This window comes from Rhizobium sp. 2MFCol3.1 (assembly GCF_000377565.1).
Classification (GTDB): Bacteria; Pseudomonadota; Alphaproteobacteria; order Rhizobiales; family Rhizobiaceae; genus Rhizobium.
In genome coordinates this window covers 102499-121438 of record NZ_KB898355.1, presented here as the reverse complement: position 1 = coordinate 121438, position 18940 = coordinate 102499, and the positions used below count along the sequence as shown (strand labels likewise).

The 18940-nt window shown below is 62.4% G+C and carries 14 protein-coding genes; 2 read left to right on the top strand and 12 right to left on the bottom strand.

The window, feature by feature from the left end; all coding sequences use genetic code 11:
* Positions 1-130 precede the first annotated feature (130 nt).
* Genes D460_RS0106500 through D460_RS0106490 form a run of 3 tightly spaced genes read right to left on the bottom strand, consistent with a single transcriptional unit; the run spans position 131 to position 5279 of the window.
* Positions 131-2110: a hydantoinase B/oxoprolinase family protein gene (locus D460_RS0106500; RefSeq protein ID WP_018897712.1), complete on the bottom strand. Its 1980-nt coding sequence runs from the start codon at positions 2108-2110 to the stop codon at positions 131-133.
* The gene (locus tag D460_RS0106495; RefSeq protein WP_018897711.1) at positions 2107-4164 is read right to left on the bottom strand and encodes a hydantoinase/oxoprolinase family protein; all 2058 of its coding nucleotides are present in this window, start codon (positions 4162-4164) and stop codon (positions 2107-2109) included. Before D460_RS0106495 ends, D460_RS0106500 begins: the two co-directional genes overlap by 4 nt.
* 17 nt (positions 4165-4181) lie before the next feature.
* Entirely contained in the window at positions 4182-5279 is a 1098-nt protein-coding gene (locus D460_RS0106490) for an ABC transporter ATP-binding protein (protein ID WP_018897710.1), read from the bottom strand.
* A 185-nt stretch (positions 5280-5464) separates the two neighbouring features.
* On the opposite strand from D460_RS0106490, the gene D460_RS0106485 reads away from it, so the two are divergent.
* Positions 5465-6475 (top strand): LacI family DNA-binding transcriptional regulator, encoded by a 1011-nt coding sequence (locus D460_RS0106485; RefSeq protein WP_348625617.1) that lies wholly within the window; start codon positions 5465-5467, stop codon positions 6473-6475.
* Positions 6476-6690: 215 nt separating this feature from the next.
* Here the strand turns inward: D460_RS0106485 and D460_RS0106480 are convergent, their stop codons facing one another.
* From D460_RS0106480 to D460_RS0106460, 5 genes are read right to left on the bottom strand one after another with little or no spacing between them, the layout of a single operon-like run.
* Positions 6691-7182 carry a hypothetical protein gene (locus D460_RS0106480; protein ID WP_018897708.1) on the bottom strand — a complete coding sequence of 164 codons (492 nt, stop codon included), beginning with the start codon at positions 7180-7182 and terminating at the stop codon, positions 6691-6693.
* On the bottom strand, positions 7179-10259 hold the full coding sequence (locus D460_RS0106475) for an efflux RND transporter permease subunit (protein WP_018897707.1): 3081 nt from the start codon (positions 10257-10259) through the stop codon (positions 7179-7181). Before D460_RS0106475 ends, D460_RS0106480 begins: the two co-directional genes overlap by 4 nt.
* Positions 10256-11338, bottom strand: coding sequence for an efflux RND transporter periplasmic adaptor subunit (locus D460_RS0106470; RefSeq protein ID WP_018897706.1), 1083 nt, complete (start codon positions 11336-11338; stop codon positions 10256-10258). The genes D460_RS0106475 and D460_RS0106470 overlap by 4 nt, the downstream gene beginning before the upstream one ends.
* On the bottom strand, positions 11335-12492 hold the full coding sequence (locus D460_RS32645) for an efflux RND transporter periplasmic adaptor subunit (protein WP_018897705.1): 1158 nt from the start codon (positions 12490-12492) through the stop codon (positions 11335-11337). The genes D460_RS0106470 and D460_RS32645 overlap by 4 nt, the downstream gene beginning before the upstream one ends.
* A 33-nt stretch (positions 12493-12525) precedes the next feature.
* Complete coding sequence (locus D460_RS0106460) at positions 12526-13284, bottom strand: glucose 1-dehydrogenase (protein ID WP_018897704.1); 759 nt, start codon at positions 13282-13284, stop codon at positions 12526-12528.
* A gap of 178 nt (positions 13285-13462) precedes the next feature.
* Between D460_RS0106460 and D460_RS0106455 the strand changes: the two genes are divergently transcribed.
* Positions 13463-14155, top strand: a complete 693-nt coding sequence (locus D460_RS0106455) for a TetR/AcrR family transcriptional regulator (RefSeq protein ID WP_018897703.1) — start codon at positions 13463-13465, stop codon at positions 14153-14155.
* Between the two features lie 290 nt (positions 14156-14445).
* On the opposite strand, the gene D460_RS0106450 is transcribed toward D460_RS0106455, so the two are convergent.
* The 4 genes from D460_RS0106450 to D460_RS0106435 are packed head-to-tail and all read right to left on the bottom strand — an operon-like array spanning position 14446 to position 18937.
* Positions 14446-15225 (bottom strand): SDR family oxidoreductase, encoded by a 780-nt coding sequence (locus tag D460_RS0106450; RefSeq protein WP_018897702.1) that lies wholly within the window; start codon positions 15223-15225, stop codon positions 14446-14448.
* 10 nt (positions 15226-15235) lie between these two features.
* The gene (gene dgoD / locus D460_RS0106445; RefSeq protein ID WP_018897701.1) at positions 15236-16384 is read right to left on the bottom strand and encodes a galactonate dehydratase; all 1149 of its coding nucleotides are present in this window, start codon (positions 16382-16384) and stop codon (positions 15236-15238) included.
* Between the two features lie 13 nt (positions 16385-16397).
* Positions 16398-18023, bottom strand: coding sequence for an FAD-dependent oxidoreductase (locus D460_RS0106440; protein WP_018897700.1), 1626 nt, complete (start codon positions 18021-18023; stop codon positions 16398-16400).
* Between the two features lie 23 nt (positions 18024-18046).
* Complete coding sequence (locus D460_RS0106435) at positions 18047-18937, bottom strand: aldose 1-epimerase (protein ID WP_018897699.1); 891 nt, start codon at positions 18935-18937, stop codon at positions 18047-18049.
* Between the last annotated feature and the right edge of the window lie 3 nt (positions 18938-18940).

The following is an 18940-nucleotide window of genomic DNA, read 5'->3' as shown; positions in this document are numbered from 1 at the left end:
GCATGCCGCCCGCCATCAGGCCGGCGCCGAGTGCAGCGCTGCCACCGAGGAAATGTCTTCTCTTCATTATTGTCATCGCAGTTCTCCAAAGCTGGAACGAGGTGGCATCGGATGTATTATGGCATGCGCATCAGAAGCTGCCGGCGGCGGCTTCGAGTTTTTGCCGCGCGGCACTGACGGCGGCGTCACTTGCGGCGATACGCGGAAAACCTTCCGGCAGTTCCGCCAGAACGGCATCGAAGATTTCGCGGCGGCGACGCTGGCGAACCGCGCCCGGCAGAACCACCAGTCCACGGTTCAGACGGTCCATCACAACGGCCGGGAAGGCCTCGTCCCAGCGCTCACGCTCTGTTCCTTGCGCATTGGCGGATGTGCTTGTGCCCATCGCCTTGCGCAGGGCCTCGGTCTTTGCCGCATCGACAGAACCACCAATGATCGCAACGCCGTATTCATTTGCGGCAGCCTCGACGGTGACAAAACCGTTGACGACATCACGCAACACGGCTTCGGGCTCACGGCTGGCGGGATCGCCCCAACCGCCGGCACCGGGGGTCAGGAATGTAACGGTGTCGCCGGCATTGACGGTCAAGACGTCGATCTTGCCGAGATGGCGCTCGCCGTCCTTGCCACGATTGAGGATGAGCTGGCCCGGCATGCCAGGTTTGCCGCCATTCGAGCCCCAGGGACGGAACAGAAGACGTTCGAGGCCACGACCGAGAACATTGCTGTCATCGGTCAGCACGCGAAAGGTCAGCTCCATGCCGCAGCCGCCACGCCACTGCCCGGCGCCACCGGAATCGGGCCGAAGCGCGTAGGTGGAAATCTCGATGCCGAGTTCGGCCTCGACCGTTTCGACCGGATTGTTGGCGAGATTGGAAATGCCGCTGTCGCGACCGTCGATGCCGTCGCGGCCCTTGCGGGCGCCGGTGCCGCCGATCATCGGCTCGATGACCTGCACGCGCCGGCCGCCATGGCCGTCCGGTTCCGCCATCACGACAGGGATAACCGTGCCCGAGGATGCGGCCGGCATGATATCCGGCAATGCCTTGCCGAAAGCGCCGTTCAGCACGTCGTTGACGCGGATCGCCGCCGCATGGCGAACACCGACGGCTGCCGGTTCCTGCGGATTGACGAGGCTGCCCTCGGGCGCGGTGATCCTGACCGGCGCCAGCATGCCGACATTGAGCGGCGTGGTCGGGTCGAGCGTGTTGACGAGCGCAAGCACGCGCAGCGTCAGCCAGGCATGCGGGCGGCCACGCGAGGGAATGTTCATGGCGGTCGACACTTGCGGGTCGGTGCCCGTGAAATCGAGATGCACCTCGCCGTCATCGAATGTCGCCGACAATGCGATGCGCACAGGCAGACGGCTTGCGGCATCGTCGTCGAGATAGTCGGAGAAGCTGTAGGTGCCTGATGGCACCCGCTTCAGCACGGTGCGAGCCTTTTCCGCCGAATAGGCGACCAGATCGACCGCAGCCGTGGCGACCGTTTCGGCACCATGCTGGCCGATCGTCTGTTCCAGGCGGCGGCGGCCGGCGGCAAGCGCTGCCAGCATGGCGCGGATATCGCCCATATTGGCATCGGGCGTGCGGCTGTTGGCATTGAGGAACAGCGCCACGTCGGGGTTCATCTCGCCCTTCTTCATCAGCTTGACCGGCGGAATGCGCAGGCCTTCCTGGAAGATTTCCGTATTGACCGGCGAGATGCTGGACGGCACGCGGCCGCCGACATCCGAGCAATGCACGAAACACCAGCCATAGGCGACGATCTTGCCCTCATGGAAATAGGGCTCGATCATGTGCAGGTCGGGCAGGTGGGTGGCGAGGCCCTCCGAACGATAGGGATCATTCGTCAGGATGACGTCACCCGGCTCCAGCGGGCCGACAGCAGCGATCGACGGGGCGCATTCCAGGCCGACGAAGCCGGACACGCCGATCGAGCGCGGATAGGCAAAGAAGCGACCATCGAGGCCTGCGAGCGCACAGGCGAAATCGGCGGTTTCCTTGACATAGAGCGTGCGGCCGGTGCGCTGCAGCGTCAGGCACATTTCTTCGCTGACGGCGGCGAGCTTGTTGCCGAGAATGGCGAGCGTGACGGGATCAAGCTTCATTGCGCATGTCTTTCGAGATGGAGGTTTCCGAGAACGTCGGCGCGGGCCGACCAGCCGGGAAGAAGAACCGTTGTCGTATCGTCCTGTTCGATGATCGCCGGGCCGCTAATCTTGTCGCCGGCGCCAAACGCGCTGCGGTCATAGACGCCGGCAGAAACCCATTTGCCGGCACGGAACAGAGGTCGCTCGCCCTTGGCAAACGGCGTGCCACTGCCGGCGGCGATTTCCGGCTGACTGATGTTTTCGGTGACGCCGACGACAGCCAGTCGCACGGTGCCGAGTTCGACCTCAGTCTGCGTATCGCGGAAACCGTAGATGCGCTCATGTTCGAGATGGAAGGCTTCGCAGATAGATGCGGCGTCGCGGGCGTTTTCATCCAGCTTGACGCGCAGTTCATAGGCCTGACCGGCGTAACGCATGTCGGCGCCACGTTCGAAGCGGCGGGTCTGGCCGGCGTCACCTTCGCGGTCGAGCCAGGCGTTGCCTTCGTCTTCCAGTTCCTTCATCACGTCGAGCATCATGGCCGCACTGGCATCATCAACCGCTCGGCGCAGGCTGCGGACGAAATCGCGACGCAAGTCGGCGGCCGCAGCCCCGAGGGCGCAGAAGGTCCCGGCGGCGGGCGGGATGACGACGCGACCGATGCCTGCCTCTTCGGCGAGAAGATTGGCGTGGGTCGGACCGGCGCCACCGAACGGTACCAGCGCGAACGAGGCCGGATCGAGCCCGCGCGAGGCAAGCGTTTTATAAAGCTCGGTCGCCATGCCGGCAGTGGTGACGGCAAGCGCGCCTTCGGCGGCAAGGGCAGCACCATCGTCACCGGTCAGGCCGATGCGCTGGCCGACCTCGCCGAGCGCTGCGCGTGCTGCGTCGATATCGAGCTTCATGCGGCCACCAAGGAAACCGGCGGGATCGATATAGCCGAGCGCCAGATAGCAGTCTGTGACCGCTGGCTGTTTGCCACCGCGACCGTAAGAAACCGGTCCGGGCATGGCGCCAGCACTCTGCGGGCCGACCTTCAACAGGCCGTGGGCATCGACCCAGACGATTGAACCACCACCTGCACCAATGGCGGATACGTCAACAACCGGCAACACGAGTGGCAAGCCACCGATATCGGTGCGGGTCGCAAGCTCGGCGGAACCGGCCTGCGCGACGGCGATGTCGGAAGAAGTACCGCCCATGTCGAAAGTGATGATCGACTTGACGTCCGCGGCTTCGGCGAGGCGCGCCGCGGCCATGACGCCGGAAGCGGGACCGGAGAGGATGGTTTCCACCGGGCGCTCATCGGCCGAGACGAGACTGAGCGAACCGCCGTTGGAGGCCGTGACGAGGATTGGTGCCACGACGCCGTCGCGTTCCAAACCCGTTTTCAGGCCAGCGAAGTAGCGCTGCATCAGCGGCTGGATATAGGCGTTGAGACAGGCGACCAGCGTGCGCTCATATTCGCGGATTTCCGGCCAGATCGCGGCGGCGGACGTAATCGACAGGCCTCCGGCCTTTTCCGAAAGCGTCTTCGCCATGCCGATTTCGACGGAAGGGGTCGTATAGCCATTGATCAGCACGAGAGCTGCGGCATCAACACCGAGCGTCTTGAGTTCGGCGGCAACACGATCGAGTTCGGCGTCATCGGCGGCTTTCGTCACCTCGCCCGAGGCGGACAAACGCGCATCGACCTCGATGATGCGCAGGCGCGGCACCAGCGGCTCTTCCTTGCTCGCATGGAAATCGAAGGAAGACGGCATGCGGCTGCGGGCGATCTCCAGAATATCGCGATAGCCCTTGCTCACCACCAGCGCGATGGTGGCACCACGCCGCTGAATGATGGCATTGAGGCCGATCGTCGTGCCGTGCATCAGCGTGCCGACATCGGCGGATGTCATGCCGGCCTTCGCCAACAGGCTCTGCAACCCTTCGATCAGTGCGCGCGACGGATCGTCCGGCGTCGAGGGTTCCTTGTAATAGGTCAGGCTGCCGTCATTCGGATTGGACAGCACGAAGTCGGTAAAGGTACCGCCGACGTCGATCCCGATACGCGCACCAGTTTTCTGCATCTGCGTCACTTTCAAAATTACTCCGCGCTGACGACGACGCCATCCTGCGGCGCCCAGTCGAGCGTCACGGCCTGGCCGAGATGATAGGTGGTCGAGCCGAGAGGGCCATCGGCCTGCCGATAGACGAAAATCTCGCGACCAAGCGAGGGGACCTCGACCTGATAGGCGGCATAATTGCCGCGGAAGACGGCTCCGATGATGCGGCCGACGAAGCCGCCTGTCGTCTCGCCGGAAACCAGCGAGATGCGTTCCGGACGCACCGAGAGAAGCTGTGTCTGGCCGAAAACCCGTCGCTCGGGCAAGGACAAGGCCACTGCGCCCTGCGGTCCGGAAACATTCAGCGTCGCACCGTCTTCACCGACAGTGCCTTCAAAAATGTTCGACGTGCCGAGAAATTCAGCGACAAAGCGGCTCTGCGGCCTGTCGTAAATATCGGTCGGCGCACCGATCTGCAGGATGCGGCCGCCATTCATGACCGCAACCTGGTCGGCCATGGACATGGCCTCTTCCTGATCATGCGTCACGAGAAGCGCCGTGATGCCAAGCCGCTGCTGCATGCCGCGGATCTCGAACTGCATGCTTTCGCGCAGCGACTTGTCGAGCGCGCCAAGCGGCTCGTCGAGCAGCAAAACCTTCGGATTGACGACAAGCGAGCGCGCCAGCGCCACGCGCTGCTGCTGACCACCCGACAATTTCGACGGATAAACGTCGCCGCGTCCCTGAAGCTGCACGAGATCGAGCATCTCCGCGACCTTCTCATCGCGGTCGGCCTTCGCCATGCCGGCCATGCGCAGGCCGAAACCGATGTTTTCGGCAACTGTGCGGTGCGGAAACAGGCTGTAGTTCTGGAACACCATGCCGAGATGGCGCTTGTGCGGCGGCAGCTGCGAGATCTCGTCGTCGCCTATCTTGACCGAACCTGAGTCCGGCGCCTCGAAACCCGCAACCATGCGCAGGGTCGTCGTCTTGCCGCAACCTGATGGACCAAGCAGCGCCACGAGCTCACCGGCCGCGACATTCAGGTCGAGGTTCTTCACGGCCACGACCTTGCCGTAGGACTTGTGAATTCCCGTTAGCAACAGACCCGTATCGCCCTCACGTCCTGCTACCGTCATGAATGGTTCCCGGTTTTTCGTATTCGCTTCAAGATCGGAACAGAGATATTCCCATCCGTGTTTTGTAGCGCTACAATATTCTGCACATGACTTCTGTCAAGGATTGCTTTTCTCATTTTGCCGTCAATTATAGCAGTGCATATTTCGTGATCATATCGATGTAGAATTAAGCTCAAGGCCACACCATGACGAAGCCCCGGAATGATGAAACTGTCACGATGCAATCGGTCGCCGTCGCGGCCGGCGTTTCGCCGATGACGGTGTCGAATACGTTCCGCTATCCTGAGCGCGTGCAGGAAGAGACCCGCGAGCGCGTGCTGAAGATCGCCTCCGAACTTGGTTATGTCCCGAACCATGCCGCCGGCAATCTTGCATCCGGCCAGAGCCGCGTTATCGGCGCGGTCATCCCCTCGATCAAGAACTCGAGTTTCTACAACTATGTTCGCGGCATGCAGGACCATGTGACAAGCCAGGGCTATCAACTGATCTTGAAATTGGCCGACACGGTCAGCCAGGAAGCGGCAGCGATCCGAACGTTTGTCGGCTTGCGTGTTGCAGGCATCGCGCTCGTCGGCGACGAGCATGAAAGCGATGCCTTGACCCTGCTGCGTAAGACGGGCACGCCCGTGGTGGAATCCTGGGTATACAATGACCCCTTCGACATGGCCGTTGGCTATTCGACCGCTGACGCCACGCACGCAATGACGTCCCTTCTCATCGAGACCGGCCGCCAGCGGATCGGGTTTGTCGGCTATGACGGCGATGTGTCCCATCGCTACACCGAGCGTGTGCCGATTTTCAAACGCTGCGTGGAACATGCTGGCCTCGACAGCCACCGGATAGTGCTTGTCGACCAAGCGGACGGTTTCAGTGCCGGCGCAAAGGCGCTTGAGAGGCTATGCGCGATCGATCCGGAATTCGATGCAATCGTCTGCCCTACCGACATCGTGGCCGCCGGTGTCCTGTTCGAATGTGGCCGCCGCGGCTGGAAGGTTCCCGACCGCCTCGCTGTAGCCGGCTGGGGCGATTATGAGATTGCTTCGGAGATCACGCCCGGAATTACCACGATACAACCCCATTCCTATGAGATGGGGCAACGGGCGATGACAATGATCGTAGAGCGCGCGAGCGGCATCGATCACCGAGGTGTCAGCCATGACACAGGCTTCCAGGTCCTTCGGCGAGAAAGCGCCTGACATCGAACGCAAGGTCCGCGCATCACTAAGCACTGTCGCTCAACGCTTCGATATATTTCAGGCGCTTGCGACCTTCAGCGCCGGCCCTCGAGAATTAACGATGACCTGAAGTATTGGATGCCGAGGGGCGATTGTGACAGTCGAGACCGTCTGGCAAATGCAGGATGCGGTTCCTCTGATGGATCGGAAACGCCGCTCCCATGGGAGCATCCACGCTATTCACCTGCCTTCACGCGGCTCCACTCCCTCTTTAGGATCACCTGCGACTTCTGCACCACTTCTTCGACCGCCTGGCGAACGCTGGGGTCGAGATCCTCGTCCAGCGGTGCCGTGCGCAATGTGGTCATCGTTTTCGTGAGCACCGTGATGAGCTCCTGATGATCCGCTTCCAACGGGTTGGTCATCAGCCGGATCATCGTGAAGGTCTTCATGATCTCCTGCAGCCTGTTGAGGATATCCGGGTCCGTGACCAGGATACCCCCATTGGCGTCAAGCAGCGTCCTACGCATCGGCGCCGCCGTCGTCACCTGCGCGCAGAAGGCCGCGATCAGATCGCGCAGGGTCTCGATCCAGCGCTGCCGGTTGTTGGAGATCACCGAAGCGCGGATCTGGGCGCGGCCCATGCGCATGGTGATCATCGGCGCGACCACCGATGACACCAGCGCCGTGCAAGCCGTGACGAAGGCGACGGCGATGGGGCTGATCATGCGACGTGGCCTTCTTCAGCCGCATCATCCGCGTGCACTTCCGGCTCCTTCAAGCGGAACCAGCCGATGTAGAGCGCGGGCAGGAAGAACAGCGTCAGCAGCGTGCCGACGACGATACCGCCCATCATCGCGAACGCCATCGGTCCCCAGAAGATCTCGAAGGCGATCGGGATCAGCGCCAGGCTGGCGGCAGCCGCCGTCAGCATGATCGGCCGCATGCGGTGTTCGGTGGCTTCGACCACCGCCGTCCAGCCATCAAGGCCTTCCGCCCTGGCTTCCTCGATCTGGACGACGAGGATCACCGAGTTACGGATCAGGATGCCGATCAGCGCCAGCACCCCGAGGATCGCGACGAAGCCGAGCGGCGCGCCGCTGGGCACGAGTGCCGCCACCACGCCGATCAGTCCGAGCGGCGCCACGACAACGACCAGGAACATACTCTGGAAGCTTTGCAGCTGCAGCATCAGGATCGTCGCCATCACCAAGAGCATCATCGGGATGACAGCGAAGATCGGTGCCTGCCCCTTGGCGCTCTCCTCAACCGCACCGCCGGTTTCGGCCTTGTAGCCGACGGGCAAGGCTGAGATCAGCGTATCGATCTTCGGCTTCAGCTCCTCGACAATAGTCGCCGGCTGGGCATCCGAGGTCACCGCGGCCTTCACCGTGATCGTCGGCATGCGATCACGGCGCCAGACCACGGGCTGCTCCTGCTCGTAGCGGAAGGTGGCAATCGCCGCGAGCGGCACGGTGCCGCCGTTCTGCGTCGGAAGCTGGAGATTATAGAGGGTGTCGATGTTCGAGCGCTCCGTATCGTCGGCGCGCCCAACGATATCGACCAGATAGATCGAGTCGCGCACCTGTGTCGCCGTGCTTCCGCCGATGACGCCGTTCAGCGCCGTCGATATGGCCTCGTTGGTGATGCCGAGCTGCGCGATCTTGTCCTGCAGCACATCCACCTTCACCACGCGACCGGGCTCGTACCAGTCATACACCGCGACACCGAGATTGGGGTTTTCGGATACGGCGGAGGCGAATTTCTGTACCTGCGCGCGTACGCCATCGATATCGGGACCACTGATGCGATACTGAATCTCGCGACCGACGGGCGGGCCGATTTCCAGCAGATGGACCCAGCCATCCGTACCGGGGAAATCCTTGTGGATCACGCCCTCAAGCTTCTCGCGCAGCCGATCGCGTGCCTCGATATCCTTGGCGACGACGATGATCTGGCCGTAGTTCGGAAGCGGCGGCTGGACGTCGAAGGAGAGCAGGAAGCGCACGGCGCCCTGGCCGATATAGGTCGACCAGCGCTCGACATCGGCATCCCCCTTGAGCGCGACCTCTTCGAAGCGGCTAAGCTGTTCGCGCGTATCGGTGATCGAGGAGTTCTGTGGCAGCGTCCAATCGACCACCAGCTCGACACGATCCGAAGACGGAAAGAACTGCTGCTGAACGAAGCGCATGCCATACATCGATGCGCCGAACAGAAGCACCGTCACGACGACGGTCGTCCATTTGAAGCGCACGCAAATCCGCAGCATCTTGCCGAAGCCGCGAGTGAACCAGCCCTTGTGGTCTCCATGCTTCTTCATGGTCTTCGGCAGTAGGGTGACGCCGAGCAGCGGCACGAACAGCACCGCGACGACCCACGAGATCAGGAGCGAAGCCGCGATCACGATGAACAGCGTGAAGGTGAACTCGCCGGCCGAACCGCTGTTGAAGGCGACAGGAAAGAAGCTCACGACCGTGACGAGCGTACCCGTCAGCATCGGAAAGGCCGTGTGGCTGTAGACATAGGTCGCCGCCTTGTGCAGCGGATCGCCCTCCTCCAGCCGCGCCACCATCATCTCCACCGCGATCATCGCGTCATCCACCAGAAGGCCGAGCGCGATGATCAGGGCGCCAAGCGAGATGCGCTGCATAGAGACGCCGTAGATCTCCATGATGATAAAGGTGAGTGCCAGCACCAGCGGGATCGTCACCGCGACCACAAGGCCGGCCCGCATCCCGAGACTGACGAAGGAGACGACAAGCACGATGGCGACGGCCTCGAGCAGCGCCTTGACGAAGCCGCCGACGGCCTCCTCGACGATATGCGGTTGGTCGGAGACCAGATGCACGTCAATGCCATGCGGCAGCTTGTTCTGGATTTCTGCAAGCTTCTCAACGAGCTGCTCGCCGAAGGTGGTGATGTTCTCACCGGTCTTCATGCCGATCGCCAGGCCGATGGCCGGCTCGCCGTTATAGCGGAACTGCGGCTGTGGCGGATCGACATAGCCGCGACTGATCTCGGCCACATCGCCCAGGCGGAAGAAGCGGTCGTTGATGCGAAGGTTGATCGACCGCAGGCTCTCCTCCGAGGTGAACTGTCCTGATGTGCGCACCGAGACGCGTTCGCCATTGGCTTCCACCACGCCCGACGGCACGACCGCGTTTTGCGATTTCAGTCGCTCGATTACCATTTCCTGCGTGAGACCGAGGGCTGCTACCTTGCGTGTCGAGAACTTGAGATAGATCACCTCGTCCTGCGCACCGATGAGATTGACCTTGCCGGCGGCGGGAACTTCGAGGATTTCGCGGCGCACGTCCTCGACATAATCGCGCAGTTGGCGCTGCGAAACGCCGTTGGCCGTAAACGCGTAGATATTCCCATAGACGTCGCCGAAGTCGTCGTCGAAGACCGGCCCCTGCACACCCTCGGGCAGTTCAGGGCGGATGTCGCCAATCAGGTTACGCGCACGGATCCAGGTCGCCTCCACGTCCTTGGCGGGTGTCGTATCTTTGAGATAGAGGTAGACAGCCGTCTGGCCCGGAGACGAGATGCTCTTTGTGTAGTCGATATTATCGATCTCCTCGAGCTTCTTCTCGATTCGGTCGGTGACCTGATCCATGGTTTCCTGGACCGTGGCGCCCGGCCAGCTGGCGCGAACGATCATCGTCTTGATGGTGAAATCGGGATCTTCGGCACGGCCGAGGTTGAAATAGGCAAGCATCCCGGCGACAGCGCCAATCAGCATGAAATACCATATCAGCGACCGATGACGGAGTGACCACTCCGAAAGGTTGAAGGACTTCATTTTGCATCCGCTCCATCGAATTGGATCTTCTGGCCGTCCTTGAGGTCCGAAACCCCGGCGACGACGATGATTTGGCCTGAAGACAGGCCGTTCGAGATCTGCATTTCATTGTCCGTGCTTTGCTGGATCGTGACGGCGGTGGCACGAACGGTTTGCTGCTGCGGGTCGACGACCCACACGCTTGCGCCGCCATCGGCGTCCATGACCGCACTGCGCGGAATGCGCATGGCGGCGGCCGTGCGAGGCGGGTTGCTAAGCTTGGCCGTTACCGTTGCGCCGAGCCTGAAAGGTTCCGGCGGCGCTTCCAGCGCGATCTTGACGCGCCGTGTCCGAGTTGCGGCATCCGCTTGCGGCGCGATCTCCCGCACGCGGCCCCTGGCCGTGACCGAAGGATCGGCCTGCAGCACGATGTCGAAGGCTTCCTGCGCGCCGAGTGACGCGGCAAGCTCGGGGGCAACGTCCACCACCACTTCCCGCGCATCGGTCCTGGCAATCGTCACGACGGTCTGGCCGGGATTGACGGTCTGGCCGACATCCGCATCCTTACTGACCACGACGCCGTCCTCGCCGGCATTAAGCGTCGTGTAGTCGACGCGGGTTCTCGCCTTGGCGAGCTCGGCATTGGATTGATCCAACGCCGCTTGTGCTGCGGCAAGCGCCTGGATATCGGCTTCAAGCTTGGCCTGCGTCGAGGCTCCGCTCGAGACGAGACGTCTGGTGCGATCGAGCGTCGAGGCCGCATTCTTCAGCCTGGCCTCGGCGCGCGCGGTATCGCCGATCTTGGAGTTGACATCGAGCTGGAACGAGGTCGGGTCGAGTGCGGCCAGCCTCTGGCCTTTCTCGATCCAGTCGCCGACCTCAACGTCGAGGCTTTCGATCCGGCCCAGCACCTGGAAGCCGCGCGCCGTCTGGTAGCGCGCCTCCACGGTGCCGGCGAAACCAGGACCGTCGTCAAAGGCGGAAGCGACCTTCATCGTCAGCACCGGCCGCGGCGGCTGCGGCGCCGCTTCATCCTTGGCATTGCAGGAAGCGAGCGAAACGCAGGCGGAGAGAATAGCCATGCGATAGGAGATGTTCATTGCGCATCTCCCTGCATCCTGGGCTCGACGGTGATGCCCGGCTTCAGAAACGGGATGCCCGCCGTGACGACGAGATCGCCTTCGCCAAGCCCATCGCCGACGAGGACGGTGTTCGAACGATAGGCCGAGACGGTGACCGGCTTGACCGACACCGTGTTCGTTGCGCGATCCACCACCCAGACGGCGGGCTTTCCGCCTTCCCTGCTGAGCGACCGCCAAGGCACGGTGACACCATGCCCTGCGTCGAACCGCGCCGTGCCGGCAACCGGCGCGCCAAGCGAGAGCGGAGCCGGCGACTGCCGCGGCAGACCGACCTTGACGCGTATCGTTCCAGTCCCGGTATCGATGACCGGCGACACCTCCCGCACCGTGCCGGTGACCTTAACCGCAGGGTTGGCCACCAGCCGGATATCGACGCGATTTTCGCTGAGCGGCCTAGTCAACAATGCCTCGTAGACCTCGAAGACCGCATCGCGATCGCCATCCTCGGCAACCGCATAGACGGCTTGCGCCGCCTCCACCACCTGTCCCGCCTCTGCCTTGCGCGCAGTCACCACGCCGGTGACCGGCGCCCGCAGCACCGTGTTCGCGAGGTTGTCACGGGCAATGCCGAGATTGGCGCGCGACGTCGTCTGTGTCGCGGCGGCGGCTTGCAGTTGCTCCTGGGCGTTGTCGACCTGGGCCTCGGTGCCGACGCCATTTTCGAGCAGCGATACCTGCCGCTGGAAATCGGCCTCCCGCTGCCGGTAGGTGGCGTCGGCCGATTGCACCGCCGCCTCGGCGGCAAAGACGTCGGCGTTTTGAACATCCGCTTCCATGTTGGCGAGGACCTGCCCCTTCGTCACCCTGTCGCCGACATCCACTTCGCGAGACCGCAACCGGCCGCTGATGCGAAATCCGGCCTCGCTGACCTTGCGCGCGGCGACAGAACCGGTGAGTTCCACGCCGAATTCAGGCGTGTCGGCAGTGGCGGCCTGTACCGTCACCGCGATCGGGCTGGAAGCATCGGCCGCATGGCCGGGGATTGCCGCGGCAAGGCTGAGGCCGCATAGCGCCGCGAGGCGGAGCGCTGGCTTCGGCAGCCTGCCGCCAGCGGTCGCTTTCGACATCGCAAACGGCTTGGCGCGGTCATGGAGATTGCATGACAGGGTCATTGTCGTCCCTTTCGGACAGCTGTTGGGGAAGGTTCAGAGCACGGCGGTCTGGCCGCCATCGACGGGCAATGCGACGCCGGTGACATAGGAGGACAGGTCGGAAGCGAGCCATGAGACCACATGGCCGACCTCCTCAGGCCGGCCGAGACGGCGCAACGGCATGCGCGCGATCAGCCCGGCCATCTTCTCCGAAACGCCTGATGAAGAAGACTGCGCCAGCGTGGTGTCGATGAGGCCGGGGCAGATCGCGTTGACGCGGATGCCCTGAGGGCCATGCGCATCGGCGAGAGCTGCGGCCAGAGAATTGACGCCGGCCTTGGTCGCGCCGTAGCCAAGGTTGACGGCCGTGCCCTTCAGCCCAGCCATGCTGGAGACCAGCACGATGCTGCCGCCGCGCCCGGCCATGGCCGCAGCCGACGCCTGGGCTGTCAGAAGCAGGCCCTTGAGATTGACGGCGACCAGCGCATCCATGTCTTCTTCACTGACATCAGGCCCGTCTCCAGGCCGCGCGATACCGGCATTGCAGACAACACAATCCACACCGCCGGCGTCCTGCGCAGCCGTGATCAACGCATCGATCTGAGCGCGATCCCGCACGTCAACGGAGATGAACCGGCTTTCCGCGCCATAGGAGCGGACCAGATCGACCGTCGTCTCGCCACCTTCCTTCGGTTCCGGCACCAGGTCACCAACGATCACCGCGCGGGCGCCATGGGCGGCGGCCGCAACCGCGATCGCCTTTCCGATCCCGCTTGCCGCTCCGGTTACAACAATCACTTTGCCATCGAGCATGTCTTTCTCCTTCGTCATCGTCGGTTGCTTGCGGCGGCAGCGGCCAACACTGGCCGGCGCCCCGTCAAATTGACGTTTGTCAAAGTTGACGGTGTCTACATAAAGCAAATGTTGCCATTGTCAACATTAGATGGCAATAATGTTGACGGCGTCACCATCAGGGATTACACGAGGTGTCATGACCCAATTGAAAACCACATCCGAAGAGCGGCCCTACCATCACGGCGATCTCCAGCGCGCGATCTTGAACGCCGCGTTCGACGTCTTGAGTGAATCTCAAAGCACGGAGTTTTCTTTACGCGAACTGGCCCGCAGGGCCGGCGTCAGCCACAACGCGCCCTACAAGCACTTCGCCGACAAACGCGAAATGCTGGCGGCCGTCTCCGCTGTTGGCTTCGAGCGTCTCGCCGAAGAGATGCACAAAGCCCAACTGGGAAAAGCCGAACCGCGCGAACGCCTCATGCTCTTGATGCGCGCCTATGTCCGCAGCGGCGTGACCAACCCGGCGCTCTATCGACTGATGTTCGGAGGACTACTCACCGAGCAGGGCAACAACCGCCCGGCCATAGAGCGAACCGCCGCTTTCGAGATGCGATCCCTGATCGTCTCAGCGATTTGCGATGGGGCGATCGGCAGAGCCATTGCGGATACGGAGGAGGACAATAGCCGCATCGACACAGCGGTGCTGGCGCTCTGGTCGCAGGTTCACGGCCTGACCCTGCTGCTGATCGACGGATTGGTCGGTCCAGTCGACGCCGCGGATGCGTTGGTCGATATAATGCTGCAAGCGTTGATCGACGGCCTTTCTACTCTGCCATCAATCGTACCGGCACGCGTCTGGATCGGCCCTCAAGCGACGACATTACGATAGACAAGGAGTTTTGCGGTCCGTCTCTCTGCGATGCGGCGGCTAAGACTGGGATAAACTCGTGCGGTAACTTGCGCCGTCGCGGCACCGATTAAGATATCGAACCTCTGCTGCAGGGGGACAAGAAACCGTATCGTCCTCACTCACTGCCACCCGAAAAACGTCGACGCAGGCGCGTCGTGACGTGTTCGCAGAGTGCCGACCTTGGAAGGTCGGCTGCACCACGGCCTCAGGGGCCACCCCTGTCGTTCTCCCGATATTTGATACGCCGCCACAGGCAACACAAGTTTTTATCACGCGGGATGTTGCTGGACGCTCAGGCCTCCGTCCAACGTCAGGCATGTCGCGTTCATGAACGGGCACTCGTCCGAAATCATGAACACCGCTGCCATGGCGATCTCTTCCGGCGTGGCAATACGTCCACCCGGATGCAACTTCATCGTCTCGGCCTTCGCCGCCTCAGGATCGGGAAAGCCGTTCCAGTAATCGATGACCTTCTGCGTCGCGACATAGCCGGGCGCGAGCGCATTTACGCGGACGTTCTTCGGCGCGTATTCGAGGCCGAGCGACTTCGTCATGCCGAGCAGCGCATGCTTTGCCAGCGGATAGGGGAAGGTATGCGGGATGATGGTGAAGGCGTGGGTCGAGGCGATGTTGAGGATCACGCCTCCGCCTTGATCGATCAGCCCAGGCAGAACCGCCTTCGAGCAGTTCCATGCGCCCTTGAGATTGATATCGAAGCAGCGGTTCCACTCCTCGTCGCTGGTCTCGAGCGGCTCGGAAAACACGTTGACGCCCGCATTGTTGACCAACGCGTTGATGCGCCCGATCTCGGTTTCCGCCTCGCTCACAGCCGCAACAATTGCCTCGGCATCGGTTATATCGGCCGAGCGCACACTGACGCGATAGCCCTCATCCTTAAGCTTCGCAGTTTCTTCTTGGAGTAACGCCTCGTCGCGATCGATCAGAAACAGGCTCGCGCCTTCCCGCGCGAATGCCTTTGCAGTCGCAAGGCCGATGCCCTGTGCCGCGCCGGTAATCATTATACGCTTGTCGAGCAGACGATGTGACATGACTGATACCTCACCACTCGGCGAAACTGCCGTCCTCGTGACGCCAGATCGGGTTGCGCCAGCGGTGCCCCTCTTTCGCACGCTCGATGACATAGGCTTCGTCCACCTCGACGCCAAGGCCGGGGCCCTGCGGGATCGAGACGAAACCATCAGCATAGTGGAACACTTCCTTGTTGGAGATATAGTCGAGAATGTCGTTGCTCTTGTTGTAGTGAATGCCGAGGCTCTGCTCCTGGATGAAGGCATTGTAGCTGACCGCATCGAGCTGCAGGCAGGCGGCGAGCGCGATCGGGCCGAGCGGGCAATGCGGCGCGACCGCGACGTCATAGGCTTCCGCCATCGCCGCGATCTTGCGGCATTCGGTGATGCCGCCGGCGTGGCTCAGATCCGGCTGGATGATATCGACGTAGCCATCTGACAGCACCGACTTGAAGTCCCAACGCGAATAGAGGCGCTCACCCAGCGCGATCGGCGTCGAGCAGTGATTGGCGATTTCCTTCAGCGTCTCGCGGTGCTCGGACAGGACCGGCTCCTCGATGAACATCAGCTTGTAGGGCTCCAGCTCCTTGGCGAGCACCTTGGCCATGGGTTTGTGCACGCGGCCGTGGAAGTCGACGCCGATGCCGACATTCGGCCCGATCGCCTCGCGTATCGTAGCGATCGTCGCAACGGCCTTGTCGATCTTCTCGTTGCTGTCGACGATCTGCATCTCCTCGCAGCCATTGAGCTTGATCGCCTTGAAGCCGCGCGCGACGACGTCCTTCGCATTGCGCGCGACATCGGCCGGCCGGTCGCCGCCGATCCAGCTGTAGACATTGATCTTGTCGCGCACCTGGCCGCCCAGCAGCGAGTGGATGGGCTGGCCGAGCGCTTTGCCCTTGATGTCCCACAGCGCCTGATCGATGCCCGAGATCGCGCTCATATGAATGGCGCCGCCGCGATAGAAGCCGCCGCGATACATGACGGTCCAGTGATCCTCGATCAGGAACGGGTCCTTGCCGATCAGATAGTCCTCGAGCTCGTGGACCGCCGCCTGGACGGTGAGCGCCCGGCCTTCCACTACCGGTTCGCCCCAACCGACTACCCCCTCATCGGTCTCGATCTTCAAAAACAGCCAGCGCGGCGGGACGATATAGGTCGTGAGCTTTGTGATCTTCATGGTCTTACTCGCGTTAGCTGAGAATGAGGTCGGCGGCTTTTCCAGCGGCGGCGAGAACCGCCGCGTTGGTGTTGCCGCTGACGATGGCAGGCATCAGAGAAGCATCGACGACGCGCAGGCCGCGAGTGCCGCGAACTCGCAATTGCGTGTCGAGCACGGCTTCCGGATCGCTGTCCGCCCCCATCTTGCAGGTTCCGACAGGATGGTAGCCGGTCTTGACGGTACGCTTGCAATGGGCAGCGATGGCCTCGTCGCTGGTAACGTCGGGGCCGGGAAAGATTTCCTTGTCGATCAGTTCCTTCAACGGGGAGGCATCGAGCACCGTGCGGGCAAAACGAAAGCTCGCCATCGTCAGCCTCAGATCATCGGGATGCGCGAAAATCTGCGTATCGACGATTGGGTTGGCGAACGGGTCGCTCGAGGCCAGCGTAACGGAACCGCGCGCCTTGGGCCGTAGCAGCAGCGAGTTGATCGTCACCCCGTCGCCCGGATCGGTGCCCATCACATCGCGATCGAGATAGACCGTCGGCACGCAGAACATCTGGATGGTCGGCCGCTCGTTGTTGCCGTCGGGATCGTAGAACGCGCAGGTCTCGACGCCCGTCGTCGACACAGGGCCGGACTTGAACATCAGATATTGCAACCCGGCCTTTATCATCGGCCAGCCGCGATCCTGGCCGTAATAGCCGAACGATCCCTTGGTGGTCGCGACGACAGGGCACTCATAGTGGTCCTGAAGGTTCTTGCCGACGCCTGACAGCGCTACGGTCGTCTTAATGCCGTGACGTTTCAGCTCGTCTTCGGGGCCGATGCCTGAGAGCATCATCAGCTTGGGCGTCTGGTAGGCGCCGGCCGCCAGGATGACCTCGTTTCCGGCTTCGGCGTGCTTCGGCGTGCCGTTCTGCATATAGCGCACGCCGGTGACACGGTCGCCGTCCATATCAAGCGAGGTGACGGTGGCGCCCGTCTCGATCGTCAAAAGCTGATCGCTCATCACAGGCGCCAGGAAGGCATCGACGGCGCTCGAACGCTTGCGCGTTTTCCAGTCGATCGTGTGCTGCATGAAGCCGACACCGAACTGCTGGGCGCCGTTGAAATCCGGGTTGTAGGGAATGCCCATGCCCTGCAGCGTCTTCACATAAGTCCGCGTCATCGGGCTGGTATGGCCAAGATGCGAAATCTTCAGCGGGCCGCCGACGCCGTGAAACTCGCCAGCGAGATGATCGTTGTCCTCCTGCGCCTTGAAGTAGGGCAACAGGTCCCGATAGGACCATGCATCGTCGTTCGATCCTTCAGGCGTCGACAGCTCGTTCCACAGATCGAAATCCGCCGCCTGACCGCGCATGTAGACCATGGCATTGACGGTGCTGCCGCCACCCAGAACCTTGCCCTGCGGCACGATCGGGCCGCGCCCGTCGAGCTGCGGCTGCGGCTTCGTCTGGTGCATAGCGAGGTAGGTGTCCTTGGCGAGGAACTTCATGTAGCCGGCAGGAAAATGCATGATCGGGTTCGCCTTCGCCGGCCCCCGCTCAAGCATCAGAACCTTCGCCTTGCCCTCTCGCACCAGTTTGGCCGCGACCACGCAGGCGGAGCTTCCGCCGCCAATAATGATGTAGTCGTAACGGTCTTTCGCGGACATTCACCAACTCCGGTCTAGTATTCTTAGATGGCCTCAGGGCGCAGCCGAACGCTGCCCGAGAGGCTTTCATTCGGCGCCAGCACCTTCAGATCACCGAGATCGGCGAGGTGATGGCCATCCGCCAGGTGCGTCATCGGCTCGAAGCAAAAATAATCGCGCTTGAAGCTCGGGTCGAAACCGGTGTCGGACACGAAGACGAAGGCATGCTTGAAGATGGGATCCGCCTCAAGCGTCAACGCGGTCCGCCGCTTGGGCCAGGCGATTGTTGCCTTACCGTCCCAGCCTTCAAAGCCGTTGTTGACCCAGCGATGCGGCAGCCCCGCCGGTTGGCTGAAGTCGAGATCGGCTGGAATATCCGTCCGCTCGCCCGGCAACCAGCCCTCGACCTCGGTCCAGAATGTCTGCGACCGCGCTTGCAACGTCGTCCGCAGCGTCATCGGGAAATAGGGATGCCAGCCGAGGCCGAAGGGCATCGCCTTGTCGCCGCGATTTTCTACCGTCAGCGTCATCGTAAGGCCAGATGCGTCGAGCGCGAAGCGTTGGCTCGCCCGGTAGACATAAGGCGTGTTGCCGCCGCGATGAGCAAAGCTCATCTCGACCATGTCATCGGCCTGCCGGTCGATCGTCCAATCGGACTGCCAGCCTTCGCCGTGGAGATAATGCTTGTCCCAGTCGGTATTCGGCTCGAACCGATACTCAGCACCGTCGAAGACGAAGCTGTTGTCGCGGACGCGGTTGCCGAAGGGGACGAGCGGGTAGCAGGCGGACGAGAGTGCATCCGCCTCCACCGATGGCGCCGGGCGCAGCAGGGGCACGCTTTCGCTCCGCGTCTCCTTCCAGAAGCCCAGGACCAGACCTCCCTTGGACGAGACGCGAAGCGAAAGCGATCCGGATTTCAGATCGAGCACGGTCATCGC